Source organism: Auritidibacter sp. NML130574 (genome assembly GCF_003185725.2).
Taxonomy (GTDB): Bacteria; Actinomycetota; Actinomycetes; order Actinomycetales; family Micrococcaceae; genus Auritidibacter; species Auritidibacter ignavus.
The window spans coordinates 896103-922975 of the sequence record NZ_CP031746.1; the positions used below are offsets into that span (position 1 = coordinate 896103).

24 protein-coding genes and 2 pseudogenes are annotated in these 26873 nt (G+C 60.4%); 6 read left to right on the forward strand and 20 right to left on the reverse strand.

The annotated features are described in order from the left end of the window. Positions 1-11: 11 nt before the first annotated feature. The 17 genes from carA to DCC27_RS04180 all read right to left on the reverse strand — a co-directional run bounded on the left by carA (position 12) and on the right by DCC27_RS04180 (position 18456). Entirely contained in the window at positions 12-1178 is a 1167-nt protein-coding gene (carA, locus tag DCC27_RS04100) for a glutamine-hydrolyzing carbamoyl-phosphate synthase small subunit (protein ID WP_110110299.1), read from the reverse strand. 76 nt (positions 1179-1254) lie between these two features. Further along, positions 1255-1815, reverse strand: coding sequence for a hypothetical protein (locus DCC27_RS04105; protein ID WP_246840138.1), 561 nt, complete (start codon positions 1813-1815; stop codon positions 1255-1257). A 56-nt stretch (positions 1816-1871) separates the two neighbouring features. Beyond that, entirely contained in the window at positions 1872-3257 is a 1386-nt protein-coding gene (locus DCC27_RS04110) for a dihydroorotase (protein WP_110100510.1), read from the reverse strand. Between the two features lie 7 nt (positions 3258-3264). After that, positions 3265-4248, reverse strand: a complete 984-nt coding sequence (locus DCC27_RS04115; RefSeq protein WP_110100509.1) for an aspartate carbamoyltransferase catalytic subunit — start codon at positions 4246-4248, stop codon at positions 3265-3267. A 2-nt stretch (positions 4249-4250) separates the two neighbouring features. Continuing rightward, the gene (pyrR, locus tag DCC27_RS04120) at positions 4251-4862 is read right to left on the reverse strand and encodes a bifunctional pyr operon transcriptional regulator/uracil phosphoribosyltransferase PyrR (RefSeq protein ID WP_110100508.1); all 612 of its coding nucleotides are present in this window, start codon (positions 4860-4862) and stop codon (positions 4251-4253) included. Between the two features lie 118 nt (positions 4863-4980). Continuing rightward, entirely contained in the window at positions 4981-5397 is a 417-nt protein-coding gene (gene nusB, locus DCC27_RS04125; RefSeq protein ID WP_110098422.1) for a transcription antitermination factor NusB, read from the reverse strand. A 120-nt stretch (positions 5398-5517) separates the two neighbouring features. Then, complete coding sequence (gene efp, locus DCC27_RS04130; protein ID WP_110098522.1) at positions 5518-6081, reverse strand: elongation factor P; 564 nt, start codon at positions 6079-6081, stop codon at positions 5518-5520. 112 nt (positions 6082-6193) lie between these two features. Then, positions 6194-7414 (reverse strand): 3-dehydroquinate synthase, encoded by a 1221-nt coding sequence (gene aroB, locus DCC27_RS04135; RefSeq protein ID WP_110100507.1) that lies wholly within the window; start codon positions 7412-7414, stop codon positions 6194-6196. 68 nt (positions 7415-7482) lie between these two features. After that, positions 7483-8025, reverse strand: coding sequence for a shikimate kinase (locus DCC27_RS04140; RefSeq protein ID WP_110100506.1), 543 nt, complete (start codon positions 8023-8025; stop codon positions 7483-7485). Then, positions 8022-9266, reverse strand: a complete 1245-nt coding sequence (gene aroC / locus DCC27_RS04145) for a chorismate synthase (RefSeq protein WP_110100505.1) — start codon at positions 9264-9266, stop codon at positions 8022-8024. Before aroC ends, DCC27_RS04140 begins: the two co-directional genes overlap by 4 nt. A 92-nt stretch (positions 9267-9358) precedes the next feature. Further along, the gene (locus DCC27_RS04150; RefSeq protein ID WP_110100504.1) at positions 9359-10297 is read right to left on the reverse strand and encodes a shikimate dehydrogenase; all 939 of its coding nucleotides are present in this window, start codon (positions 10295-10297) and stop codon (positions 9359-9361) included. After that, positions 10294-12012, reverse strand: a complete 1719-nt coding sequence (mltG, locus tag DCC27_RS04155) for an endolytic transglycosylase MltG (protein ID WP_110110300.1) — start codon at positions 12010-12012, stop codon at positions 10294-10296. Before mltG ends, DCC27_RS04150 begins: the two co-directional genes overlap by 4 nt. After that, a complete protein-coding gene (gene ruvX / locus DCC27_RS04160; RefSeq protein WP_110110342.1) occupies positions 12009-12542 on the reverse strand; it encodes a Holliday junction resolvase RuvX in 534 nt (177 codons plus the stop codon). The genes mltG and ruvX overlap by 4 nt, the downstream gene beginning before the upstream one ends. Positions 12543-12597: 55 nt before the next feature. After that, on the reverse strand, positions 12598-15285 hold the full coding sequence (gene alaS / locus DCC27_RS04165; protein ID WP_110110301.1) for an alanine--tRNA ligase: 2688 nt from the start codon (positions 15283-15285) through the stop codon (positions 12598-12600). A 130-nt stretch (positions 15286-15415) separates the two neighbouring features. After that, complete coding sequence (locus DCC27_RS12080) at positions 15416-15763, reverse strand: hypothetical protein (RefSeq protein ID WP_146206400.1); 348 nt, start codon at positions 15761-15763, stop codon at positions 15416-15418. Between the two features lie 219 nt (positions 15764-15982). After that, complete coding sequence (gene rpsD / locus DCC27_RS04175; RefSeq protein WP_110100499.1) at positions 15983-16609, reverse strand: 30S ribosomal protein S4; 627 nt, start codon at positions 16607-16609, stop codon at positions 15983-15985. 293 nt (positions 16610-16902) lie between these two features. After that, complete coding sequence (locus DCC27_RS04180) at positions 16903-18456, reverse strand: replication-associated recombination protein A (RefSeq protein ID WP_110110302.1); 1554 nt, start codon at positions 18454-18456, stop codon at positions 16903-16905. 49 nt (positions 18457-18505) lie between these two features. Here DCC27_RS04180 and dtd point away from each other — a divergent pair, with 49 nt between their 5' ends. After that, positions 18506-18958: a D-aminoacyl-tRNA deacylase gene (dtd, locus tag DCC27_RS04185; protein WP_110100497.1), complete on the forward strand. Its 453-nt coding sequence runs from the start codon at positions 18506-18508 to the stop codon at positions 18956-18958. A gap of 179 nt (positions 18959-19137) precedes the next feature. On the opposite strand, the gene DCC27_RS04190 is transcribed toward dtd, so the two are convergent. Further along, positions 19138-19566 carry a GNAT family N-acetyltransferase gene (locus tag DCC27_RS04190; RefSeq protein WP_110110303.1) on the reverse strand — a complete coding sequence of 143 codons (429 nt, stop codon included), beginning with the start codon at positions 19564-19566 and terminating at the stop codon, positions 19138-19140. A 276-nt stretch (positions 19567-19842) separates the two neighbouring features. Here DCC27_RS04190 and DCC27_RS04195 point away from each other — a divergent pair, with 276 nt between their 5' ends. From DCC27_RS04195 to DCC27_RS12405, 5 genes and pseudogenes are all read left to right on the forward strand, one after another. Beyond that, positions 19843-21507 (forward strand): ABC-F family ATP-binding cassette domain-containing protein, encoded by a 1665-nt coding sequence (locus DCC27_RS04195; RefSeq protein ID WP_110110304.1) that lies wholly within the window; start codon positions 19843-19845, stop codon positions 21505-21507. A 12-nt stretch (positions 21508-21519) separates the two neighbouring features. Then, complete coding sequence (locus DCC27_RS04200) at positions 21520-22119, forward strand: TetR/AcrR family transcriptional regulator (RefSeq protein ID WP_110110305.1); 600 nt, start codon at positions 21520-21522, stop codon at positions 22117-22119. Between the two features lie 4 nt (positions 22120-22123). Continuing rightward, a complete protein-coding gene (locus DCC27_RS04205) occupies positions 22124-23299 on the forward strand; it encodes an MFS transporter (protein ID WP_110110306.1) in 1176 nt (391 codons plus the stop codon). Between the two features lie 203 nt (positions 23300-23502). Next, positions 23503-23667 (forward strand): annotated as a pseudogene (locus tag DCC27_RS04210) (S-adenosylmethionine synthetase N-terminal domain-containing protein); the annotation flags it as partial. Between the two features lie 393 nt (positions 23668-24060). Beyond that, entirely contained in the window at positions 24061-24609 is a 549-nt protein-coding gene (locus DCC27_RS12405) for a hypothetical protein (RefSeq protein WP_246840139.1), read from the forward strand. Here DCC27_RS12405 and DCC27_RS04225 read toward each other — a convergent pair. Then, positions 24586-25530: an NAD-dependent epimerase/dehydratase family protein gene (locus tag DCC27_RS04225; RefSeq protein WP_110100491.1), complete on the reverse strand. Its 945-nt coding sequence runs from the start codon at positions 25528-25530 to the stop codon at positions 24586-24588. The two genes, DCC27_RS12405 and DCC27_RS04225, sit on opposite strands and share 24 nt — an antisense overlap. Before the next feature lie 97 nt (positions 25531-25627). Next, positions 25628-26618 (reverse strand): annotated as a pseudogene (locus DCC27_RS04230) (IS481 family transposase). Between the last annotated feature and the right edge of the window lie 255 nt (positions 26619-26873).

Consider the following 26873-nt stretch of genomic DNA (forward strand, 5'->3'; position numbering starts at 1 on the left):
CTCCTTGGCGCTTAGCGGGTGGCGCGGTAGGCATCCATCAGTTCGGTGAAGTGGTCGAACAGCGGGTGCGAGTCGTGGGGTCCGGCGGCGGCTTCGGGGTGGAATTGGACCGAGAAGGCCGGCAGATCAGAGGCAGTGAGTCCTTCCACGATCTGGTCGTTCAGGGAGTAGTAGGAGACTTTGACCGCCCCGTAGGCGGCTTCTGGTGCGGGCTGAGCCTGACCGCGGGGTGCGTCAACGGCGAACCCGTGGTTTTGGGTGGTGATCAGGGTTTTGCCGGTGGCTTCTTCCATCACCGGCTGGTTGGGCCCACGGTGACCGAACGGCAACTTGTAGGTGTCAAAGCCCAGCGCGCGACCGAAAAGCTGGTGGCCGAAGCAGATACCGAAGAACGGAATCCGCTTCGTGAGTAGCTTACGCAGGGTGGCGACCTGCTCGTCAGCGGTGGCCGGGTCGCCAGGTCCGTTGGAGTAGAACACGCCGTCGGGGTCCAGCTCGACAATGGTCTGCAGGCTCGTGTTGGCCGGTAGCACCTCGAGGCGGATCCCGCGCATGGCCAGCTGGCGCAGTGTGGCGGCTTTGACGCCCAGATCCAGCACGGCGACCCGGTAGGTTTCCTCGATGTTGTCGTAGCCGTAGTCGGCCGGTCCCACCGAGTAGGCTTTCTCCGTGGTGACCCCGTCGATCAGGCTCAGGCCTTTCATCGACGGTTGGTCTGTGACCTGGCTGATGAGCTGTTCCAGTGGTGCGTGGGCGGACTCGCCGGAGAAGATGCCGGCGTTCATCACTCCGACAGTGCGCAACCGGCGCACCAGCGCTCGGGTATCGACGCCTTGGATGCCCACAATGTCGTTGGCCACCAGGTCATCTTCCAGTGACCGGGTGGCCCGCCAGGAGGATACCACGCGGGAGGGCTCACGAACCACCAGGCCGGCGCACCAGTAGCGTTCGGATTCGAAGTCTTCGTCGTTGGCCCCGGTATTGCCGATGTGCGGGGAGGAATGGACCACAATCTGGCGGGTGCACGAGGGGTCGGTGAGCACCTCTTGGTACCCCGTCATGCCGGTGGTGAAGATGGCTTCTCCCAGGGTGGTCCCGACGGCTCCGTAGGACCGTCCGGTGAAGGTGGTGCCGTCTGCTAAGACGAGCACTGCTGGTGCGGTATCTGTAAGGCTCACGGTTGGGTTTCTCGCTTCCTGCTACACATTTCTCGACGCGAACGACTCGACACAAACGACGCGACGGTGGTGGGCTTTACTCTGGTTGGCGCTGCTGGCTGGTCTGGTGCATCGTCTCCAGGAGCGTGTGTTGGTCTGCACTGTTGCGGGTTCGGAACCCGGTGGTCACCGGGATCTGACCCAGATTCCATCCGATGGTGATCAGTCCGTCTTTTTCCACGAACTTGCCGACCATCCCGGAACTGGTACTGATCTGGGTGATATCTCGGAACGGAATCACAAAGTTTGGGGAGCTTTCCAGCAACAGCACCACGCCCAGAGGGTGGACCTCGCACTGGGCGCGGGTCCGGATCCCCAGACCATGCACGGCCACCCGATCCAGCCAGTCTTCACCACGCACGGTGCTGACATATATGCCCTGGGCTTGAGCTAGTGGCTCGGTGGCTAACAGTCGGTCGGGCACCGGTAGTGGGGCCGGGATATTGACTTGCCGGCGTCGCCGCGCGCGCCACCCGAACCACAGTCCCAGCACCACCAGTCCGATCAGGCCCAGAGTCAACAGAATGATCACCAGGTAGGCCCCGGTATCTGATTCGGCCTCGGCATTGGTGGCCATGACGGTGACAAAAGGTGACACGCTGTGGTTCTTTCTCCTCGTAGCGGGTGGGCAGTATCAGTGGCTTGGCGAGATCACTAGTCGACTGGGTGCGCCGGGGTTTGCCGGCGGCCGGCCTGAACGTGCGGGTTCGGGGTCGCCAACTGGCCCTCGGCCACCACCTGGTGGCCCCGGTAAAACACGTGGCGCACACTGCCAGGTAGCTCCATGCCGCGGTAGGGCGTGTTGCTGGATTTGGATACGTGTTCGGTCGGGTCCACGGTAAAGGTGGTGTCAGGGTCGTAGAGGACCAGGTTGGCCACCACCCCGGTGCGTAGCTCGCCCTCGGGGCTGATGTGGCCTTGGTCGCAGTCCCCGGCGATGCGGGCCGGGGCGGCTGAAAACGCGTGGGCGATCCGATTCCAGTCACAGGTTCCGGTGTCAATCATGGCGTGTTGGACCACCGAGAGGGCCGTTTCGAGCCCGGTCATGCCCATCGCGGCCACCGGCCATTCGCATTCTTTGGCTTCGGCGGTGTGCGGGGCGTGGTCGGTGCCAATGGTGTCGATGGTGCCATCGGCGAGTCCGGCCCGTAGCGCCAGCACATCGGACTCCCGGCGTAGCGGCGGGTTGACTTTGAACACCGGATTATAGGTGGCCACCAAGTCTTCGGTGAGCAGCAGGTGGTGCGGGGTGACCTCGGCGGTGATGTCGATCCCTTGGGCTTTGGCCCAACGGATGATTTCCACCGACCCGGCGGTCGAGACGTGGCAGATGTGTAGCCGGGAGCCCAAGTGATGGGCCAACAACGCGTCGCGGGCGATGATGGATTCTTCCGCCACAGCCGGCCATCCGGCCAGTCCCAGGGTGCTGGACAGGCTCGATTCGTTCATCTGCGCACCCTCGGTCAGCCGGGGTTCTTGGGCGTGCTGGGCGATGAACCCGTTGAAGGATTTCACGTATTCTAAGGCCCGGCGCATCACCAGCGGATCCCACACGCAGTGCCCGTCATCGGAGAACATACTCACCTGGGCTTGGGAGGCATGCATAGCAGACAGCTCAGCCAATTGTTCGCCAGCCAACCCCACGGTGACGGCACCGACCGGGTGTACATCGCACCAACCAGCGGCGCGACCCAGGGCCCAGACCTGTTCGACCACCCCGGCGGTATCGGCCACCGGGGTGGAGTTAGCCATCGCATGGACCGCGGTAAACCCACCCTTGGCGGCCGCCCGGGTGCCGGTCTCGACGGTTTCAGCATCTTCTTTACCGGGCTCGCGTAAGTGGGTGTGCAGATCCACCAACCCCGGGAGCACGACCATCCCGGTGGCGTCACAGGTGGTGGTTTCCTCCGGGGCGGGCTGAGAATCGTGGGCGCAGGTCACGTCCTGACCGGTGGCGACCAGGATGCCGTCGCGGATCAGCAGGTCGGAGACCTGCCCGTTGGGCATGGTGGCCTGGCGAATCAGGGTGGTCGATGACATGGTTGGCTCAACCGTCCTTTCCGGGGTTCTCAGCAGCCAAGATCAGGTACAGCACGGCCATACGGATTGAGACCCCGTTGGCGACCTGTTCGAGCACGGTGTTCCGTGGCGAATCGGCCGCGGTGGAGGAGATTTCCAGCCCGCGGTTCATCGGTCCCGGGTGCATGATGATCGCTTCGGTGTCCTCCAGCCGGCTCAGCCGTTCAGACGTCAGCCCCCACCCGCGGGTGTACTCGGCGGTGGAGGGGAAAAACGACTGGTGCATCCGTTCCTGCTGAATCCGCAACATCATCACCGCATCCGGCTCGGTGGCCAGGGCTTCGTCGAGGTCGTAGGTGACCTCGCACGGCCAGGACTCGGCCCCCAGAGGCATCAGAGTAGCCGGTCCAGCCAGGGTCACGCGCGCCCCGAGGGTGTTGAGTAGCCACACATTGGAGCGAGCCACTCGAGAATGCAGAATGTCTCCGACAATCACCACGTGTCGGCCGGTCAAATCCTGACCCACCGGCGGGGCGGTGGCCGGGTCGGCCCCGTCGCGGAAGGCGAAGCGGTGGCGCATCGAAAAGGCATCGAGCAACGCTTGGGTGGGGTGCTCGTGGGTGCCATCGCCGGCATTGACCACCGGGGAGGAGCACCAGCCAGATTCAGCCAGTTGGTGGGCGGCACCGGATGCCCAGTGGCGCATCACGATCGCGTCAGCGCCGGTGGCTTCCAAGGTTTGGACGGTATCGCGCAGGGACTCTCCTTTGGACACCGAAGAACCCCGTGCGGAGAAGTTCAGCACATCAGCGCTGAGCCGTTTAGCGGCTGCTTCAAAGGAGATCCTTGTCCGGGTGGAATCTTCAAAGAAGAGGTTCACCACGGTGCGTCCGCGCAAAGCGGGAAGCTTTTTCACCTGACGGTCTTTGACCCCGGCCATTTCTTCGGCGGTATCGAGGATGTGCAGGGCGTCTTGGAAGCACAGATCCTGGGTGGACAAAAGGTGTCGCATGATCACCGCACCCCCGTTGCGGTCACGACGGTATCGGAGATGATCACGCAGTCTTCGTGCTCGGTGCCATCGACGTCTTCCAGCCAGACACTGACGCGTTCTGCCGTGGAGGTGGGCAGGTTTTTGCCGACATGGTCGGCGCGGATGGGCAGTTGCCGGTGGCCACGGTCGACCAGTACGGCCAGGCGCACAGCGGCCGGGCGACCAATATCAGATAGGGCATCAAGTCCGGCTCGTACGGTGCGTCCGGAAAATAGTACGTCATCGACCAAGACCACGACCGCATCATCGATGCCGTTACGCGGTAGCGAGGTCGGGACTGGGATCCGGGAGGCCTGGGTGCGCAGATCGTCCCGGTACAGGGTGATATCCAGGGTTCCGGTGCGTTCGGTGGCATCGAAGTCCGGGTCGATTCCGGCGATTTTTTCGGAAATTCGGTGGGCTAGTGGAACGCCTCGCCGGGGAATACCGAGCACCACGAGCTGATCGCTACCGTGATTCGATTCCAAAATTTCATGGGCCATTCGGGTTAACGCCCGGTCAATATCGGCCGCGTTGGCTACCACCCGGGCGAGCCGGGAGGCGGGGTTTTTGGGTTCGACAAAATCTCCCACCGTGTCTCCTTTCCCGCCTCACAGGACGGTCTTTAAAGGATGTCCCCAACCGGTTGGTTCGGGGCGGTTTCCACTGGTCAACTCTAGCACGATCGTTCACCGGCCCGAGCGCATCGTGTTAGAGCACCAGGGTAGGTTTGACCTGCTGAATTCGTCCCAGCAGACCGTTGACGAAATCCGGAGACTCATCGGTGGAGTACTCTTTGGCGATGGTGGTGGCCTCCGAAACGGCCACCGCGTCGGGAACATCGTCGTTGAACAGCAGCTCCCAGGTCCCCACGCGCAGGGTAGCCCGGTCGAAGGCCGGCATCCGGTCCATGCTCCACCCTTGGGTGTAGGTGGCCAAAATCTCATCAATGCGGTCGTATTCGGTAATGACCCCGTCGACGATTTCGGCGGTATAGGGGTTGATGATTTGGTCGGTGTATTGCCGGCGCGCCTGCAACGCGGCCAAGGGTGTGGAGTGGCGTTGTTCGGCTTCAAAAATGATCTCGACGGCGCGTCGTCTGGCCCGTCCTCGCGAGGAGGTTCTCACGTGTTGTCCTGGTCCTTCTGATGATTTAACGGTCGGCACAGTATCTGAGATGACTGCACCCACCCTGCCGTGCGACGGTGGGCCGCTCAGCACCGGGTGGGTGTCTCGACAAGAGAAGTCTTAGTCGGTGACGCGACCCTGGTATTCACCGTTGCGGGTGTCAACCTTGACCTTGGTACCCTGCTCCACGAACAGCGGAACCTGCACCACGTAACCGGTTTCCAGGGTGGCCGGCTTGGTACCGGCCGAGGAGCGGTCGCCCTGCAACCCGGGTTCGGTGTAGGTGATTTCCAGGACCACCGAGGCCGGCATGTCCAGGTACAGCGGGGTGCCGTCGGAGATCGCGATGGTCACGGTCTCATTTTCCAACAGGTAGTTGGCTGCATCGCCGACCACGGACTCGGGGACGATGATCTGGTCGAACGTGGTGTTGTCCATGAAGACAAACTCGTCACCGTCGCGGTACAAAAACTGGTAGTCCGAGCGGTCCACGGTAGCGAACTCAACTTTAGCCCCGGCGTTGAAGGTCTTATCGATGGTCTTACCGCTGGTGAGGTTTTTGATCTTGGTCCGCACGAAGGCGCCACCCTTGCCGGGTTTGACGTGCTGGAACTCCTGGACGTTCCACAGTTGTCCGTCCAGGGAGATCACCGAGCCGTTTTTAATATCGTTACTGGTGAGCATGACCATGCGCCGTTATAACCTCACTTCGGTTGATGAACGTTGGGAAAGATGACCTCTAACAGTGTAACGCCTTTGCGCAGGCCTGTTCGTGCTGTTCGTCGGTTCCGGTACCTTAGTCGGCGATTTCCTGATAGGCGGCGAACAATAGTGACTCATCGGGAACATCGTAGGTGATGGGCCGACCTTGGCCTTCCAGAAGCACGAAGCGTAGCTGATCGCCACGGTTCTTCTTATCGCGTTTGATGCCATCCAGCAGGGCCGCCCAGCGGTCGCCGCGGTAGGAGGTCGGCAGCCCCAGAGCACCAAGAACGCTGAAGTGTCGTTCGGCGGTGGCGTCATCGAGTTTGCCCACCGAGCGGGCCAGCTCGGCAGCGAATGCCATCCCGATCGACACCGCAGCACCGTGGCGGTACTGGTAACGTTCGGCCAGCTCAATGGCGTGGCCTAGGGTATGGCCGTAGTTGAGAATCTCGCGGATTCCGGATTCCTTCAAGTCCTGGGAAACCACCACGGATTTCACGCGGATGGCGCGTTCAATCAGTTCCCGCAGCGCCGCCGAGTGCGGATTGGTGGCTTGTTCAGGTTCGGCTTCGATCAGATCCAGAATGTGTTCATCGGCAATGAACCCGCATTTGACCACTTCAGCCAGACCAGAGATTAGCTCATTCTTGGGCAGGGTGAGCAACGTGTCGAGGTCGGCCAGAACGCCCACCGGGGGGTGGAAGGCACCCACCAGGTTTTTACCCTCGGCAGTGTTAATGCCGGTCTTACCGCCCACGGCGGCATCGACCATTCCCAACAGCGTGGTGGGCATGTGCACCACGTTCACGCCACGTAACCAGGTGGCGGCGATAAATCCGGCCACATCGGAGACCGCTCCCCCGCCGACGGAGACGATCGCATCCGAGCGCGTAAATTCGTTTTGGCCGAGCACCTGCCAGCAAAAGGCCGCAACCTGGATGTGCTTGCCTTCTTCGGCGTCGGGGATTTCGGCGGTGATGGCGTTAAACCCGGCCTGATCAAGATCTTCTTTGACCACATCTCCGGTGGCGCGCAGGGCCCGTGGGTGGACCACTAGTACCTTGCGGACCTGGGTACCCAACATCTCGGGTAATTGCGAGAGCAAACCACGACCCACCACGACGTCATAACCACCTTCGCTGAGGTATTCCGAGCCCCCGGCGACCGGTATCACGCTGGGTTCGTCGTGCTCTTCGCGGGCCTGAACGTCCTCGGCCACCACACCCGCGTCGGCGCCAGCCGGTGCCGACGCGGGTGGTGTCTGCGGAGTTCGCTCGGTGGTGGGATCAGTCTGTGGTTGTTGATCGGTCATGATCGATATTCATCCTCACGTGCGGCCCGGGGTTCTTGTCCGGGCCATTGAGTACTGTTTTATCGAGTCTAATGGTCGTGGGTTTTTTCTGCTCGACGATACCGCCGGGCGATCTTTCCGGCGAGTTGACGAGGACTATCTGCAGTGGTATCAACGACCTGATCTGCGACGCTGCGGTAGAGCCGGTCGCGTTCGGTGGCGATCTGTTCCCACGTCTCGGCCGGGTTATTCTCTAGCATCGGTCGCCCCTGCCCGTCATCGAGCCGACGCAGGGCCTCCCGGGTGGAGACCTGCAGATAGATCACGTAGCAGTGCTCGACTAGGAAGTCGCGGGTGGTGTCTCGCAACACCGCTCCCCCACCCAAAGAGATCACCGTTTGCTGTTTTCCGGTGAGGGCTTCGGCGACTACCTGCGCTTCGGCGTCGCGAAAACCGGGTTCACCGTGGACACGGAAAAACTCGGGGATGGGGCCGTGCTGGTGAGCGAACAGCTCATCGGTATCGACGTGGTCATAGCCCAGTTCTGCGGCTAATACTGGGGCAAGGGAGGATTTTCCCGATCCCATCGGACCCACCAGGGCAATGGGTTGACCGCGGGTGTGTGAACTCACTGGATCGGATCTCCCATGTGGTCAGCTGACGTAGCCCCGCCGGTATTGGTCTGCAGGGTGGGTAGCGGGGCCAGAGAGTCCAGATAGGCGTTGAGGTTCCGCTGGACTTCAGCGATCGAGTCACCGCCGAATTTCTCCAGCACCGCTTCGGCCAAGACCAGGGCCACCATCGCTTCTGCGACCACACCGGCGGCCGGTACCGCAGCGACATCGGAGCGCTGGTGATGGGCCTTGGTGGTTTCTCCGGTGGCCACGTCCACGGTGTCCAGGGCCCGGGGAACCGTGGAGATTGGTTTCATCGCGGCCCGGACGCGAATGATCTCTCCGTTGGACATTCCGGCTTCAATACCACCGGCACGGTTGGTGCGACGTGCCACGGTGTTGTCCTCGGTGCGGATGATTTCGTCGTGGGCTTGACCACCTAGGCGGGTGGCGGTGGTGAAACCATCGCCAACTTCGACACCTTTGATGGCCTGAATGCCCATCAGCGCCGCTGAAAGTTTGGCATCCAGTCGGCGATCCCAGTGCACATGGCTACCCAGCCCGACCGGGGCATGGTAGACCAACACCTCCACGGTGCCACCCAGGGTTTGACCGTCCTTTTTGGCCGAGTCGATGATCTCCACCATGCGCTGGGAGGTCTCCGGGTCGGTGCAACGCAACGGGTCCTCGTCCAACCGGTGCACGTCGTCGGGGGTCGGGAGTTCGGCGTCCTCGGGCACAAAGACCGTGGAGATCGAGACGGTGTGGGAGACGGTGCGAATGCCCAGCTGGGCCAAGAAGTGTTGGGCAACGCGCCCCAGGGCGACCCGGGTGGCGGTTTCGCGCGCCGAGGCACGTTCCAGTAGCGGGCGGGATTCGTCAAAACCGTACTTCTGCATTCCAGCCATATCGGCGTGTCCCGGACGCGGCCGGGTCAGCGCGGCGTTGCGGGCCAGACCGTCGAGCTCGGCAGGGTCCACCGGATCGGGGTTCATGACTTTTTCCCATTTCGGCCATTCGGTGTTGGCAATGTGAATGGCCACCGGGGAACCGAGGGTGAGGCCGTGACGGACACCGCCGATGAGGGTGACCTGGTCCTTTTCAAATTTCATGCGGGCGCCACGGCCGTATCCCAGTCGACGCCGTGCCAGGGCATCCTGGATATCGGCGGTGGTGATCTCAATACCTGCCGGCAGGCCGTCGATAATGCCAACCAGTCCCGAGCCATGGGATTCACCTGCGGTGAGCCATCGCAACATATCTTTAACGTCCTTCAAATTCAGGGGGTGCAACGCGAGGAACCTTGGTGGTGCCCCAGGTCACCTCGCGCCGGTGCGGACTACCTACCAGCCTAAATCACCCTCGAGTCTTTCGGCGGTCGTGGTGTTAAACCGATCGCTTCGGCCATGGCCACAGTGACCGCATCCCAGTCGGGTTCTGCCTGGTGGGAGCTGGTAGCTTGTCTTGCCTCATGTTCGGCACGGAGCTCGGCAGTCAACAGCTTGACTTGTTCGACGGCTTGGTAGAGTAACATCTCCACACCGGAGATCACCTGTCCACCATTGCGATGCCAAACGAGGGCCAGCTGGGAGGGCCAGGGGTCATAAGCTACATCCAGCAGGGGTGGTAGCCAGGTGTAACCCGACAGGCTGTGAGCAAATTCGCTAGCTGCTCCGGGTGGGAGGGTGGAGATCACGTAGCGGTAGCGGTCCAGTTTCGTCAGCCCGGAGGCGATCGAGTCTATCTCAGCGGCCAATCCCAGATCGGTAGCGAGCTTGCGTTGGGGTTCAGTTTTGGCCTGGTTGCGGACCAAGAGCTCCACCCCGGTGACGCCCATGAGCTGTGCAGCTTCAATGGCCGCCGCGGCGGTGCCTCCGCCACCAATAATGCCCAGCGTCGACGAGGCCGGCGTCTCTGCCCGCATCAGCGCCCGGACGATGCCGTCGCAGTCGGTGTTATATCCGGTTGCCTGTCCGCTGGCGTCGAGTACCACCGTGTTCAGCACGCCCAAGCGCCGCACCCGATCAGAGAGCTGATCCATCAGTGGCACGAGGGCCGGTTTCAGCGGCATCGTCACCGAAAACCCCAGCCAGCGGGTGTGGCCGGTCGTCAATTCGTGGCGCCGGTCTCGGTAGAAGGTCTCCACCTGGTCGAGGTCGACATCGGCCCGGGTGTACTCAATTGCTAGCCCCAGGGCGCGGTAGGCGGCCTGGTGCAGGACCGGGGAGAGCGAATGGTCTATCGGGTGCCCCAATACGGCGGCCTGGCTCGGTGCGCTACGAGTGGTCACTGCGCACCGTTATCGACTGATTCGCCGTCTGTGCTCGGGGCACTGGGGTCGTCGTTGGATCCGCCACCACACATCTCGGGGTTGTCCTGACAGTACTGGCGGTATTCGTCGACGTTCTCGTTGTGTTCTTCCAGAGTGGCGGCGAATTTGGTTTCCCCAGTCTCAATGTTGACGGTCACCCAGTAGTAGTAGTCGTTGTCCTCTGGCTCTGCCGCCGCATCGAGAGCTTCCAGCGACGGGGAACCAATCGGCCCCGGTGGCAACCCGCGGTGGGCGTAGGTGTTGTACTCGTTGGACGCATCCTCACGGTCTTCTGCCGTAAACTGCAGAGACTGGGTGCCCAGCCCGTAGATCACCGTGGCATCAATCTGCAGGTAGCCGGCGGTTTCGGGGTTGGATGGATCCAGCCGGTTACGGATGATGCCCGAGACGGTCTGGAAGTCATCGGTGCGAGCTTCTGCCTGCAGGATCGAGGCGATGGTGACCAGGTCGAATTGGTCGTCCTCATCGGTGATGCCCAGCCGGTCGAACTCTTCCATGGTGGGCTCGATCATCAACTGCAAGATTTCTTCGGGGCTAGCATCCACGTCAAAACGGTACTCGCCGGTGGCGATATAACCTTCCAGGCTCTCGGCCTGTTCGGGTAGCCCGTAAGCGGTGGGGTCAGTAGCGGCTTCTTCAACCTCTTCCACCGAGTACTGGGTGGCATCGGCGATGGATTCATAGACCGCATCGATGCGGGTCCCGGAATTGACTGCGACATAGTTCACCCCGGGGTCTCCAATGCCTAACAGCCTGTCTGCTGCCTCGGAGGCTGACATTTGGCGTTTCATCTCGTAGTCGCCAGGCTGAATATCTTGAACGCTTTGGGCTTCGTCGAGCGCGTCGGTAAAGGCCCCGGTGGAGGCGACGATGTCTTCTTCCACCAGTCGGTCTCCGATCACAATGGGACCCTCACCGGGGTTCACGGTAAAGGTCACCGGTTCTCCTCCGGGTCCCTCGTAGTCGGCATTGGTGCCAGGGATCAGCTGACGCAGTCCGATACCGACCACGGCCAGCAGTCCCACAAATACCACGAAACTTGCCGCCAGCACGAGGTATCGGCGACGCCGGCGCTTGGCACGCTCGGCGGCTTTTTCTTCGTTCACCACGGTGTACTTTCCGGAGCCGTCGGCCACGGTGAGATACCCCAGTGCCTCGAGTTCCTCGTCTTCGTCATCATCGGCATGATCATGGTCGGATTCCTCAGCGTCGAAGCCGGGATATTGCCGTCCGTCCTGTGGCAACGGGTCCAAGTCGCCCAGGTCTTGGTTCTGATCTGCCTCGTAGTGGGTGGGTTGGGAGGTATTGTGCTCGGGCTCTGCTCGGTCATGGTCAGGCTCGGAGGCGTGCTCGGTGGCCGGGACCGGGGCCGGAGCGTTCCCGGAGAGGTCCTCATCGGCCACCGAGGCGGCTCTGAGAGCGGCCCAGCGTTGCCGTCGCGTCATTGGCGCTGGCTCGTCAGTCTGTGTACCACCCTCAGCCTGGTTATAAGCCTGGGCGGTTTGGGTGGTCTGTTCCGGAGTGGTGGCGACACCGTCTTCCGAGGCATCAGCGCGTATTTGTTGCGCACGTCGTGCCAGCTCGGCTGCTTGCTCCCGTTCGCGACGCTCCCGACGCGTCATCGGTCGCTGTTCGGAAGGTGAGCCGGTACCGGCGGATTGTTCATCCGTCATGACTGTCCTTCCGTTGCTTGTTCGGGTGCCGGAACCACGCGACGTCCTGCCCGTTGTCCATCGCGTTTCTCCACGGTCAGGGCGTGTTCCAGGATTTCCACAGCTGCGGCCTGGTCAATAACCGACCGCTGAGAGCGGGCGGAGCGTCCCGCCTGATGGAGTGATTGGGAGGCAAGGACCGTGGAAAGCCGCTCGTCAACCAGGAAAACCTGCACGTGGGCACATTCGGCGCTCGCGGCAAGTGTATCAGCAAGTCCCTGAGCGTAGTCTTCAGCGTCAGCGGTGGAGGCAGTGGATTGACCGTGTAAGTTGATCGGGTCTCCCACATACACCACGGTCGCTTCCCGGTCTCTGGCGACCGAGTATATGTAGCGCTGATCACCCCCGGAACCGTTGAGATCTCGACGCAGGGTCTTCACCGGGTGAGCCATAATCCCGTCGGGATCGCTGGCGGCCAGTCCGACGCGGGCGCGCCCGACGTCGACCGCGAGGCGAACTCCGCGGGTCATGGTGCTGTGCGTGTCGGACATCGGTGGGGTGGACTCTCCGTAAGCGGCAGGGGTCATAACGGGATGGGTCAGCTGCCTAGTGCTGGACGACCTCGTCCCGAATGGCTTGTAACGCGGCGTCAACCTGGCTGGCATCTTGGCCACCACCCTGAGCGATATCGGGCTTACCACCGCCGCCGCCACCGAGGACACCGGTAGCGGTTTTGACGAGCGTGCCGGCTTTCAGGCCCTGTTCCTGGGCCTGGTGGTTAGCTGCCACGGCTACCAGCGGACGGGATCCCGCCTCACCAATCAGAGCTACCACCACACTGGCATGTCCGGCCTGTTCCAGTCGGGCCTTGAGATCCAGCACGGACTGACGCAGATCATCTGCACCGGGAACGTGCCCCAGCGAGGCGGCCACCACGGTGGTGTTGCCGATGGTTTCAGCCTGATTGATCAGCCCGGAAGCTACTGCCTGCAGCTGGGCGGATTTCAGGGCAGCGAGTTCTTTTTCAACCTCGCGCAATTTGGCCAGGGTGGCTTCCACACGGCCGGGCACATCCTCGGCCGGGGCCTTGAGCATTTCGGTGAGCTGATTCATCAGGGTGCGCTCGGCAGCGAAATGCTCGAACGCATCGTAACCGACCAGCGCCTCCACGCGACGGTTACCGGAGCCCACCGACTGTTCGCCCAGCAACGCCAGGGTGCCAATTTCCGAGGTGGTCGTCACGTGAGTCCCACCGCAGAGTTCGCGGGACCAGGCGCCGTTCATTTCTACCACGCGCACCCGTTCGCCGTATTTTTCCCCGAACAGGCTCATGGCGCCCATGGCCTTGGCCTCATCCAGTGAAGTCTCCATGGTCAACACCGGGAAGTTATCGCGAATCGTGGTGTTGGCCAGGCCTTCGATCTCGGCCAGAGCGTTGGGTGAAATGGCATCCCGCCACGTGAAGTCGAACCGCAGGTAACCCTCTTTATTGAACGACCCGGCCTGAACTGCGTCATGTCCGAGAATATCGTGCAGGGCGGCATGGATAATATGGGTGGCCGAGTGCGCTTTCTGGGCGTCCAACCTGCGTTGCACATCGATCGCACCCACGGCTTCGGCCCCGATGGGTACTTCACCTTCGGTCACCACCGCGGAGTGGACACTGAGCCCCTTGACCGGAGACTGCACGTCAGTAATCTTCAGGACGAAACCGTCACCGGTGATCACACCGGTGTCGGCGGCCTGGCCACCGGCTTCGGCGTAGAACGGGGTGGCATCCAGCACTACTTCGATTTCTTGGCCTTGCTCAGCATAGCTCGCCTCGTGGCCGTCGACCAGCAGTCCGCGAATCCGGGATTCGGTGGTGTGCTCGGTATATCCGGTAAAGACCGTGTCGTGGCCCTGATGTAGCTGGTGATACACCGCAGCATCCGCATGACCGGACTTTTTGGACTTCGCATCTCGGCGGGCCCGGTCACGCTGCTCGGCCATCAAGGCCCGGAATTTCTCTTCATCGACGCTCACCCCAGCTTCTTCGGCCATTTCCAGGGTCAGGTCGATGGGGAATCCGTAGGTGTCGTGCAGCTCGAAAGCATCCTGGCCCGATAGCGGGGTGCCAGCGCTCTTGGCAGCGGCCACTGAGTGTTCCAACCGAGTGGTTCCTGCCGCAATGGTGCGCAAGAAGGCTTTTTCTTCGGCATATGCAATGCGGGAAATCCGGTCGAAGTCGGTCTCAACCTCAGGATAGGTTCCTTTCATGGCGTCCCGGGAGACCGGTAGCAACTCGGGCAACACCGGCTTGGTGACCCCCATCAGTCGCATCGCGCGTACAGCCCGGCGAATCAGCCGGCGCAACACATATCCCCCGCCTTCGTTACCGGGGACCACGCCGTCGGAAATCAACATCAGTGAGGACCGGATATGGTCGGCAATGTAGCGCAACCGCACGTCATTTTCGAACGTGGGGTCCGCAGGGTTCTCGCTGGAGGTGTAGGTGACCTGGGCGAGTTCTGCGGCCCGGTCGAGGACCGGACGCACCTGGTCGGTCTCGTACATGTTCTCCACGCCCTGCAAGAGCATCGCCAACCGTTCTAGCCCCAGACCGGTGTCGATGTTCTTATTCGCCAGTTCTCCGGCAATGTCAAAGTCTTCTTTGGTCCGGACCTCGGAGAGCTGATACTGCATGAACACCAGGTTCCAGATCTCCATGAACCGGGTTTCATCCGCGGCCGGTCCCCCGTCCACGCCATAGGCCGGACCACGGTCGTAGTAAATCTCGGAGCAGGGTCCGCCCGGGCCGGGCTGACCGGTATTCCAGTAGTTATCAGCTTTTCCAAACCGCTGAATACGCTCTTCGGGCAGGCCAACGACATCACGCCAAATGCTAGCTGCTTCCTCATCCTCTTCATAGACGGTGACCCACAGGCGTTCTGGGTCCAGTCCGTATCCCCCCTGGTCTTGGGGAGTGGTCAGTAGTTCCCACGCAAATTGGATGGCATCTTTTTTAAAGTAATCGCCAAAGGAGAAATTCCCGCACATCTGAAAGAAGGTTCCGTGGCGGACGGTTTTTCCAACTTCTTCAATGTCGGCGGTGCGAATACATTTCTGCACACTGGCGGCGCGGGTGAATGAGGGGGTTTCCTGGCCGAGGAAATACGGGATGAAGGGCACCATGCCGGCGATGGTAAACAGCAAGGAGGGGTCAGGAGACACCAACGAGGCTGAAGGCACCACCGTATGGTTCTTGGATTCAAAGAAAGCATTCCAACGGCGGGCAATTTCATGCGATTTCATGCAACGTGTTCCTTGTACTGTATTTTCTGTTTCGCCACACACGCGTGGCGACTACCATGGGCTTGCCGAACGCTCCCCGACGCCGTCACCGTCGCCCGTGCGCCGATTGTCACGGAGACTGGAACCGGGCTTACTGCTTCGGGGGGTTGACCGTAGCGGTCCCTTGAATCGTGGTCATCTGCTGGGCCCGCAGGGTCCGTCGCGGAGCGGTCTGCGTGGTGGTTGGTTGGTCGTGTTCATCTTGGGACCGGAAGGCGGGAACTTCTTCACGCAACTGGGAGAAGAAGGCTTTAGCACCTTCGGTCACCGCCGTTGCGGTGGCACTGCCGGCCTGGCGTCCGATGTTTTCAGGGCTCAACGTGGTTCTCAGGGACTCCTCTGCACGCACCACAGCCTCATCACGGCCTTTGCAAATGAGCGTATGTCCAACCCATCCAAGTGCAACTCCCACACCCAACGTCAGGACCTTGTTGATCACGGAGGTTTCCAACCTTTCTCACGAGTTCGCCTAGCAAACACTCGTTTCCGACATGGTTACGAAATGATATCAATCTCCACTTTACCTTGTCAGCACGCTACCGTGGCGTCACAGGACCCACACTTGTCACACCAGATACCTCGGTTTGAACCTGCCCTTAACCAGCGGTACCCCGCTGGATCCCATCATCCAACGGGGTACGCTCCGGTAAGTCCGGGCTTAGCGCGAGTAATGCTCAACCACGAGATTTTCCTGGATACCCACGGGAACTTCAGAGCGTTCCGGGGTCCGAACCAGGCGAGCACGCAACTTGTCGATTTCCACATCGAGGTAGCCGGGAACATCGGGAAGCACTTCCTGGTGAGCTCCGGTGGCAGCAATCTGGAAGGGCACCATGGTCTCCGAGCGCTCGTGAACGTGGATCAGCTGGCCTTCTTTGACCTGGAAGGAGGGGCGGTCCACACGCTGACCGTCAACCAGGATGTGGCGGTGCACGACCAACTGACGAGCCTGAGCGATGGTGCGTGCGAAACCGGCACGTAACACCAGGGCATCTAGACGGGATTCCAGCAGGGTAATGAGGTTTTCACCGGCCTGACCGCTACGCCGCTTCGCTTCGGCGAAGTAACGGCGCATCTGGGCCTCACGCACGTTGTACAGTGCGCGCAACCGTTGCTTTTCCTTCAGACGAACCGAGTAGTCTGAGTCGGCGCGACGACGAGCGCGACCGTGCTGACCGGGGCCGTAGGGACGGCGCTCCATGTACTTTTCGGCTTTAGGAGTCAGGGCAATGCCGAGTGCGCGTGAGTGGCGCACCGTGCGGCGAGAACGCAAGTTCTTAGTCATGAATCAACTTTCTTGTCATACGGCAATGTCATGTTTGTTCCACTCGCTCGACAAGAACCGGAGGTTTCCGGGATACACAGCGAGCGTTCCTGGCCTCCCATATCATCTTCGGGAGAGCTGAGGGGTTTGCCGTCACCCGTCATCACTACCATTGCATCGTGGGCCCGGTGCAAACGCGGGTCCTGCGGTGAATGTGCCAGACTTGTCTACCTTATCAGAGATCGTCGCCGGCACCGAACCTCACCGAGCATCCTGACGGTGGTGTTGGTCTCGTGGACGCTTCTGACCCTTGCTTAGTCTTGACTTGTGACGTCGTCGCGCTTGTCGTGGTTCTCGTGGTCGTTCTGTTCCGACTGCGCGGTCGGTACAGTCTTGTCCCTCGTGGTCGTTGTGGAAGTCTCAGCTTGTCGTGGCGCACTGGGATGACCGCGAAGAATATCGCGGATCACCGGTAGCCGTTCGGAGAGGGAACGTTCCACGCCGTTAGTTGTTGGTTGGTAGTACTCCCGGTTTCTCAACGTGTCGGGCAGGTACTGCTGGGTGGCGATGCTGTGCGGGGCGTCGTGGGCGTACCGGTAGCCAACACCGTGTCCGAGTGCCTTGGCTCCGGGGTAGTGACTGTCGCGCAGGTGGGTTGGCACGACCCCGGAGCGACCCGCGCGGACATCGGCGATGGCCTCGTTAATGCCTTGATAGGCCCGATTGGATTTGGGCGCGGTCGCCAGATGGACGACGGCTTCAGCCAGGATGATCCGTCCTTCGGGCATCCCGATTAACTGCACCGCTTGAGCGGCTGCGACCGCAGTTTGCAAAGCGGTAGGGTCAGCCATCCCAACGTCCTCGGAAGCCAGAATAATCAGCCGACGGGCAATGAACCGGGGGTCCTCACCGGCTTCAATCATGCGCGCCAGATAATGTAGCCCCGCATCCACATCCGAGCCCCGAATGGATTTAATGAACGCCGAGATCACGTCGTAGTGCTGGTCACCGTCTTTGTCGTAACGTAGCACCGCCCGGTCCATCGCCTGGGCTGCATCTTCTTCGGTGATCACCGGCACGCTGGGTTGCTCACCCTGTTCGGAGGTAGCAGAGGACTCCTGGGCGTGGTCGAGTGCCACCCCGGCGGAAGCCTCCAGCGTGGTCAGTGCGCGACGGGCGTCCCCGGACGCCATACGCACCAGGTAGTCCAGGGCTTGGTCGGACAGTGACACGGCGGAATTCAGACCGCGTTCATCGCTGACGGCTCGGGTGATCAGCCCGGAGATATCGTCGTCAGTCAACGGCTGCAAGGTCAATAACAGGGACCGAGATAATAAGGGGGCAACCACGGAGAAGGAGGGGTTCTCGGTGGTTGCTGCCACCAGCACCACCCAGCGGTTCTCGACCCCCGGTAGCAACGCATCTTGTTGGGCCTTATTGAACCGGTGAATCTCGTCGAGAAACAACACTGTGGTCCGACCGTAGAGATCTCGATCGTTCAGAGCTTGGTCCATGACCCGCCGCACGTCTTTGACACCCGAAGAAATCGCCGATAACTCCACGAACTTCCGTCCTTCGCCCCGGGCAATGACATGCGCCAGCGTGGTTTTGCCGGTTCCAGGAGGACCGTAGAGAATCACCGAGGCTGGTCCGGCGGCACGTCCCCCGGTGCTGGGTTCTCCCCCGGCCAGATTCCGTAGTGGCGAGCCCGGGGTCAACAGGTGCTGTTGTCCAACGACTTCGTCGATGGTTCGCGGTCGCATCCGCACCGCCAGTGGCGCTTGGGCTCCCCCAGCTCGATGAGTGTCGATTCCTGCCGGAGCCTGATCACCGGCATCATCGTGCATCGAACTAAACAAATCAGCCATGGTCTTCATTCTAGTAAGCGCCCGCCAACGACTGGGTACACTGTGCGCTATGCGCGCAGTGGTTCAAGTTGCTTCACAGGCCCAGGTCACCGTCGGCGAGGAGGTTATTGGACACTTGCACCAACCAGGGCTGGTAGTCCTGCTCGGTATCAACACCACAGACACCGAGCAGGACGCGACCGCTGTCGCGACAAAGCTCTTCGGGCTACGGATCTTGGAGGGGGAAACGTCGGCGGAATCAACCGGTGCACCCTTGTTGGTCATTTCTCAATTCACCCTCTATGGGGATGTCCGCAAGGGCCGTCGCCCCTCCTGGTCGGCGGCAGCCCGCCCCGAGGTATCCAAACCGCTGTATGACTATTTTGTCTCGACGTTACGGGACCTGGGGGCCGATGTGCAGACCGGTGAGTTCGGGGCGAAGATGGAGGTCTCCTTAACCAATTCCGGGCCGTTCACGATCGTGATTGACTCTGATGACCTCAAGGGCCCCCGCCGTGGGTAAGCCCCCGTTACCTTTTAGGTGTCGCTGTTATTCGGCAGGATGTGCGGTGTAGGTAGCCGGGTGGTTCACGTGCGCGAGTGGGCGAGCCCCCTAAACCGTCGCCACTGTGCTGAATCTTGGACACGGACCAAGTTGAACGGATCGTCGGATTTCGCGCCTGCACGCAATCGTGGTCGCTGTCAGATCAGTTCCGTCTTTCCCCGACCGTACTGGTCCGGTGTTGTCCCGACCTGTACGAATCCCTGCCGAGAGAACAAGGTCCGGACGTCATGGCGAGCCGCATTCAATAGTGCCTCTCCTGCGCCACGGCGCCTGGCCGACGGGTCGACGATCAGGGGGCTGATCTTGGCAGTGCCGTGACGCTTGATCACGAGGTTGATGTAACCGACCGGGCGGCCTCCAGGCTCTTGTCTGGCGACATATCCCAGTTGGGCGAGAGAGTTGAAGCCGTTGGCGTCTTGTCCATTTGCGCGGTGGGCGTTGATCAGGCGAGTGAGATGCGCGTCGTGATCGCCGTCGTAGTGAGGTTCCAGAGTGCTGACGAACAAGCCACGGAGAGCGTCAAAGTCACTCTCCTGAGGCTGTTCGACGATGAAGTCATCGGTCATGACCTTGCCACCTTCCTGCGCTGACCGGTAGGCGACTGCGGTGCTGACGAGCCACCGCTCAGCGCTTCTGTGTGTTGTACTCGAACCGAAGCTATCACGGGCGTGATATATAGCACGAGTGTGACACACCGTACCGCCCCGATCCAAGTCATCGCCACCCGGCCCCCGTGGCTACGACGTTGGAGCGGGGAATCGGCTCGAACGACGCTGCGGCTCAACGCCGCCACCAGTGCCTGGGTTCCCTCATTTGTCACGACCGTGATACCGTGGTGGCCCATGAGCTACCTCGAAGCACAGTCGGTGAGCTACACGCTGGCCGACGGTCGGCCCCTGCTCCGCGATGTCTCGTTCCGTGTCGGCCCTCGGGAGAGAGTGGCGGTGATTGGAGCGAATGGAGCAGGCAAGACGACACTGTTACGCCTCATCACAGGCGAGATCACTCCCGAGGCGGGGGCAGTCTCCCGCAATGGCTCGATTGGAGTGATGCGCCAGTTCGTCGATTCCGGGACGGTCCAAGAATTGCTACTGTCGGTGGCTCCTCCGCCCTTGCAGGAAGCCGCCGCAGAACTACGTCGTGCCGAACAAGCGGTTGCCACTACAGACGATATTGATCGGCAGATGGAATACGCATCCGCTCTGGCCGCTTGGGGCGAGAGGGGTGGTTACGATCTCGAAGTTCTTTGGGATGCGTGCGCCACAGATTCCCTGGGCTTGCCATTCGAGAAGTGTTGGGACCGTCCGGTGACAACGTTATCGGGCGGTGAGCAGAAACGCCTCATTCTTAACGCGCTCCTTCGTGGCCCTGATGAGATTCTTCTTCTCGATGAACCAGACAACTTCCTCGACGTCCCAGGCAAACGCTGGCTTGAAAACCAGTTGGTCGAATGTAATAAGAGCGTGCTCTATATCAGCCATGACCGCGAACTTCTCGCAAACACTGCCACGAGTATCGTCACTCTCGAGCTGGGCAGCGCAGGTAACACCGCATGGGTTCACTCTGGCGGCTTCAGCGGATATCAGAAGGCACGCACGCAGCGGTTTGAAAGGCTGGACGAACTGCGGCGTCGATGGGATGACGAGCATGCAAAGTTACGTTCGCTTGTTCAGATGTATAAGCAGAAGGCGGCCTATAACTCAGATATGACCTCCCGGTACAGGGCGGCGCAGACTCGGTTGGCCAGGTTCGAACAGGCTGGTCCGCCTGAGGCGCAACCACGGGAGCAAGAACTTGCGATACGTCTACATGGAGGCAGGACGGGCAAGAAGGCTCTGACGTGTGAGCAACTCGAACTCACCGGACTCGTCCGGCCCTTCGACTTCCAAGCTTGGTACGGTGACCGCATTGCCGTTCTCGGCAAGAACGGATCTGGAAAGTCGCACTTCCTTCGTCTGCTAGCAGCCGGCGGCGATGACCCCACCCCTGAACACGAACCTGTATCCGAGATGCAGATTGATCCAGTGACGCACGACGGTACCGCGCGTCTAGGCGCCCGAGTCCGTCCGGGCTGGTTCGCTCAAACACATGGACGCCCCGACCTTCGCGGCCGTAGTCTGCTCTCGATACTGCATCGTGGTGACGAGCACCGGCGTGGAATGCCGCGAGAAGAGTCGTCCCGAGTGCTAGCTCGTTACGAGCTCGCCCGTTCCGCCGAGCAGAACTTCGATTCCCTGTCTGGGGGGCAACAAGCTCGCTTCCAGATCCTTTTGCTCGAACTTGGCGGTGCGACAATGTTGCTTCTCGACGAGCCGACTGACAATCTCGACTTGGAGTCAGCGGAGGCCCTTCAACGAGCGCTCAGAGCCTATGACGGGACAGTTCTTGCCGTGACCCATGACCGTTGGTTTGCCCGAGATTTCGATCGCTTCTTGGTCTTCGCCAAGGACGGACAGACGTACGAAACCGACCATCCTGTATGGGACGAATCTGTCAAAAGGAAATGAGGATGAAAACACATGCCTGCACGCATAGACGCAGAGGAACGCCGCCAGTATGTCATCGATGCTGCATTTCGGTTGATCGTAGCAGAGGGCCTTGAAGGACTTACCCTAAGGAAGGTGGCAGCTGAAGCGGACCTCAATATAGGGTCGGTACGGCACTTTTTTGATGGCCATGAAGACCTACTGACGGCTGCAGCTCACGAAGCCGGAAACCGGATGGGACAGCGACTCATGCACCATCCGGTCGAGCAGTTGAGGGGCCTCGACGGCGAAGAGGCTCTAACTTCCTTGCAAGATCTCCTGGAACAAGTTCTCCCTGTCGATGAACCGCGGAGGATGGAGGCGATCGTTGTCCTTGAACTCATACGTGCCTCAAGAACACAGACAGTATTTGCATCATCCGCTGCACAGATGGCAAGCGATCTTCATGACATTATTGCTGCGGCACTAGCCTGCCTCGAAGTGCCCAACCCCAGCGCGGCAGCCCGGCAAGTTTCGGCCCTTGTTGGTGGCCTGACACTTGACACGGTCACGCCTCATGGAGCTCTCACAGTTTATCAACTGCGTTCGACTCTACGGAACGCGTTGCGCAATCTTCTTAATGCAGAAAGGTAGCCTGATGCCTGCATGGCTCTTCGCCCTGCTCGCCACAGGATTTGTACTATATACGGATGACTATGTCATCGCCGGAATTCTACCTGAACTCGCCGCTGATCTGGGGGTGAGTGAATCCCATGCAGGACAGCTCATTACCGCATTTTCGCTGACCGTAGCTATAGTGGCGCCTTTGGCCGCAGTTGTCCTGGCAAAAGTTCCACGGCGACAATTATTTACCCTCGGTCTATGCTTGTTCATTCTCGCAAATGGTCTGGCTGTAATTGTACCGTCATACCCCCTCCTCCTGGTTTTGAGGGTGGTAGCCGCTGTGGCTGCGGCTGGGATGACTCCTGCCGTGTTCGCCTTTGCCGCGGAGCGGGCTCCTGCAGATAAGACCGGTCGCTACATCGCTATTGTGTCCCTGGGAGTGACCGGTTCTATTGCTGCCGGTGTCCCGATTGGGACGTGGATCGGCGGACATCTTGGATGGCGTGCATGCTTTGCCACCATGGCCGTCGCAGGGCTGATAGTCCTTCTTGCACTCTTGCCTACGCTACCGCGTGAAGATGGCGAACGGGAGGTGCCACTCCTTCGGGATCAGCTCCGGACGCTAAGTGCCGGACCTATCTCATTCGGCTTGCTTGCGAACTGTGCGCTGATGACTGGGTCCATGATGATGTTGACCTACCTTGCCCCCTACCTCGATGCCACGAGCTCAGCTGGAGTTGATGAACGGGCATTGGGATTTAGCCTGTCGGGTATAGCTGGCATCCTCGGGATTTGGTTGGGTGGTATCGCAACGGACAGATGGGGCCCTGACCGGACCCTGAGTATCGGAATCGGCGGCATCATCGTCACGATGGTCATCTTGTGGCTTCTATGGATGGGACGACCGGCACCGATTCCTGCGGTTATCTGCGTTGTGACAGTGTGGGGCGGTTTGGCGTTCTGGAATTCGCCAGCCATCCAAGCTCGCTTGTACATGTTGGCCGGGCCAGTAGCACCCCAAGCTCTAGCACTGAACACCTCAGGTACCTATCTCGGTGTATCAATTGGGGCCGCTGTTGGAGGTATTGCGCTTACAACTGGCGGCGCCGGAGCTTTGCCTTTGACGGCAGCGAGCTTTGGACTGATTGCGTTGATCTTGATAGCGATTGCACGTTGCCTGGCAGGCGCACGTTCTCGAGAGCGTAATTAACTGGTTGCTTTGAATGTCCCGCTTGCCATACGGACCATCCGGTTTTGCAGGAGATGCGCCTGCGACGACGAGTCCGCACTTTACCAACAAATTACTGGCGGTGGGGAGAACCAAAAATGATGCTCCCCATCGCCACCCCGACCGCGATACCACCTAAGAATGAGGAACAGACCATGACGCTACGGCTTTTCACCTCGTAATCAGTGACCGAAGGCCACCCGGACAAGATCTGCGACCAGATCAGCGACAGCATCCTTGACGCACTGATCACCCAAGACGCCCACTCACGCACTGCCATGAAAACGCTGGTCACCACCGGTCTGGTCCACGTCGCCGGGGAGATTCGCACCAGCGGACACGCCGACATCGCCGCTCTCACGTCGGGCTCCGGCCTCCTGGATCCCGCCTCGGTCAGATAGCACTGGTACATGCGGATCACGCGGGCGTGTATCTCGTCATCGCACTCCCGTGGTGCTGAGGTGAGAAACATTCTCTTCCGTGTCGGCTCACGCCCTCCGACAGCCTCAAGGCCTCCAGGTATGATGTTCTCAGGCCACCGTGGCCTTGTCGCCTGCAACGGCGACAGGTATGGCATGTGAGAGAGGGCTGTTGACGCCCATGGTGAAGGCTTCTACGAAGCGTCCAAAGCGCTTGGCCCCGGAACCCGGCACAGGACGCGACGCGACCAAGGAGCGGCTCATACAGACCGCCTATCGTGAGTTCCTGCGTAACGGTTACTTGAACACAACGATAAAAGGTATTTGCGCAAGTGCCGGCTATACAAGGGGGCATTTTACTCAAATTTCCAATCGAAGGAAGAGCTCTTTGAAACGATCTACTTCCAAGCAAACCGGTGGCAGACCGTACAAATTCAGCGAGCGGTTCATACCGCTATAGACGCTTCTCAAAAGAAAAGGTCTGCTGAATCGGCTGATCTGGCCTCCATCATCTGCACCGCCCTTCGAACCCTCAACTTCGGCACTGGTGATGAAGTGCAGTGGTTTGGAATGGTCACGGAACTACGGGGAGCCAGCGTGCACGATCAAGCCTCCCGTAAGGTCTTGATTAAGGCGCAAGACGATCTGTACGGTCAGCTGGAAAGCCTCCTCAGTTACGTACAGAACCAGACCGGTTCGACACTCGCCCTACCTGTCCGTGATGTGGTTGTACTGGCGGTAGGTCTGTATGAGCGGCAACTCAGCAGCAATCCGCCGATGCCCGGCCAGACCCACGCGGTAAACGCCGTAGACTCGCTCGAACGTCTCCTGAGGGCGATTACGATAGACTCAGGCCGTGGCAGGAAGCATTGACACTACATCCTTGATGTTTGTCCTCGGAAAATCAGGTACTCGACTCCGAAATGTAGAGTCGTCGATCGTGTAGTCACTCTCGAACTGGTACATCATTTCGCGCTGTTCGCGTGCGGCGGTGCTGAGAACGCCGGCCATGGCGAGAACGTTTCTTCCTAGAACTGCTGGTTTAACGGATCGTCCCATAATAGACGACAGTTCGTGCGATAAGTCGTTGGCTGAGAACGCGGTGATCGCGGGCATATGAAGTGTTAGCGTAGACCGGAGATCTGAATCGAGGCAAACTTCAGCCAGCCCGCGAGCGACATCGCGAGGCAGTGCGAAAGAGTGCAAGTTGTCGGGTCTTCCGAACCACCTGAAAGTTCTTTTTCTTTTCATGACGACCTCCTCAAGAGAACTCCACGGCATCACCGTGGTTTCACTTCCAGGGCCGAGGAAATCTGCCGATCGACAAATGACAACATCATGACCTTTCGCACGTGCCTGAGAAAGGATCTCCGTGCCCTTGAGCCTGGCAGATCCTTTCTCGCTGCAGGGAGCCATCGGTTGTGACTCAGATATCGGCGATTCAGCCCGGCCATAGACATAGAGGTTGTCGAGAAAGGTGAGTGGAGTCTGACGGCTTTCGGTCGACGACACGATGGAGCGAACCAGCCCTGGCCACTCTTGGTTCCATATGCGCGCCCGATAAGGCAAGCCGACTGTTGCGATAACGTCCGTACAATCGGCAAGTGCTGGCTCTAGCTGGATGGGTTCATATGAGGAGATCTCCCGGCAGGAGACCCCTCCAGCGGAAGGAGCATCACTTCGCCGGCGCGAGATGGCGGCGACTCGAACACCACGTTGGGTCAGCGTACTCACAACGAGGCGTCCGATTTGTCCACTCGCACCTATCACCGCGACCCGGCGTTCGTCGGTCACTGTCTATTCTCCTTTGATTCTGTAGCTACTCCGACACAGTAGATCCTTGAATCCCCGGTGGCGGTCGAGTGGCTAAAATGACTTGTGTTCATGAAAACTAGTTGTGCTTCCCCGTGAGGTTGTGAACACGGACTGAGGGGGCTGGGCCTCCGATGGCGGTGTGGGTTCGATGATGATTGTACTCATGTAGGAAGGCCTGGTAGGAGGCCGCACGTTCTGATTCGCTAGCGTAGGCGCATTCGGTCATCAGGGTTCGGTTGAACCGCTCGACTTTGCCGTTGGTTTGTGGCCTGTAGGGCTTGGTGCGCTTGTGTTTGACTCCCTCGCCGAGGGCTTTGCGGAATTCCTTAGAGCGGTAGCATGAACCATTATCGGTCATCACCGCGGTGACCTCGACGCCGATGCCGGCGAAGAAGGCCCTAGCGCGTTTCCAGAACCCAGCGGCGGTGTGCTTGCGCTCATCGTTGAGGATCTCGGAGTAGACCACCCGGGAGTGATCATCCACCGCGTGGTGCAAGTACCGGTAGCCCCTGCCCGCAGAGGCTCCCTCAGCAGCGGCCTTCTGCGTCTTAGCCAGGGCCTTCAGCGCCTGGGGTGATCCTCTGCCATGGACTCGCCAGCCCCCACCGTCAGGGATCCGGCCCAGCTTCTTGATGTCCATGTGCACCAGCTCACCGGGTGCGGATGCTTCATACCGGTTCGGGGCCGCACGGCGCACCGGCAGCCCAGTGGCCTGGTCAATGCATTCCAACCTGGGCATCCGGTACCGCTGAAGCACCCGGCCCACGGTGGCGCGAGGGATACCCAGGTGAGCGCTAATCCGGTGAGGCCCCCCACTGGCGGATGAATCGCAACGCGATGACCCTGCGCTCGGTGCGCTGTGGCAACCTTCGGGGACTATGGTGAGGGCGACTGGAGCGGTCCTGGAATCCGTGGCCGGCCCGGTGGCGGGTCACCCATTTCGAGACCGTGGCCGCAGAGACCTGGAATCGCTCTGCGACTCGGCGCTGGGGCCATCCCTGATCGAAAACCAGGGCTACGATGCGTCGCCTTCCCTCCGGGGCCAGCGGTGATCTACGGTGAACCATAGGAGACCTCCGTATCTGATGGTGAGTTGTGGTAACCCACATCGATATCGGAGGTCTCCGCTTAAGTCACGGACCGTTCACAACGTGTCGAGGAACTACAATTGCCATTGCCCAACACCTTGGGATTCAGATGCCGTATGAACCGTCCTGGGTTTTGTTCCGTCCTGAAATGAGAGGATGGAATAAAACCCAGGACGGTTCACAACTCGCCGCCACCTACCCCGACCGAATCAACCCCTAACCTCTAAACCCAAC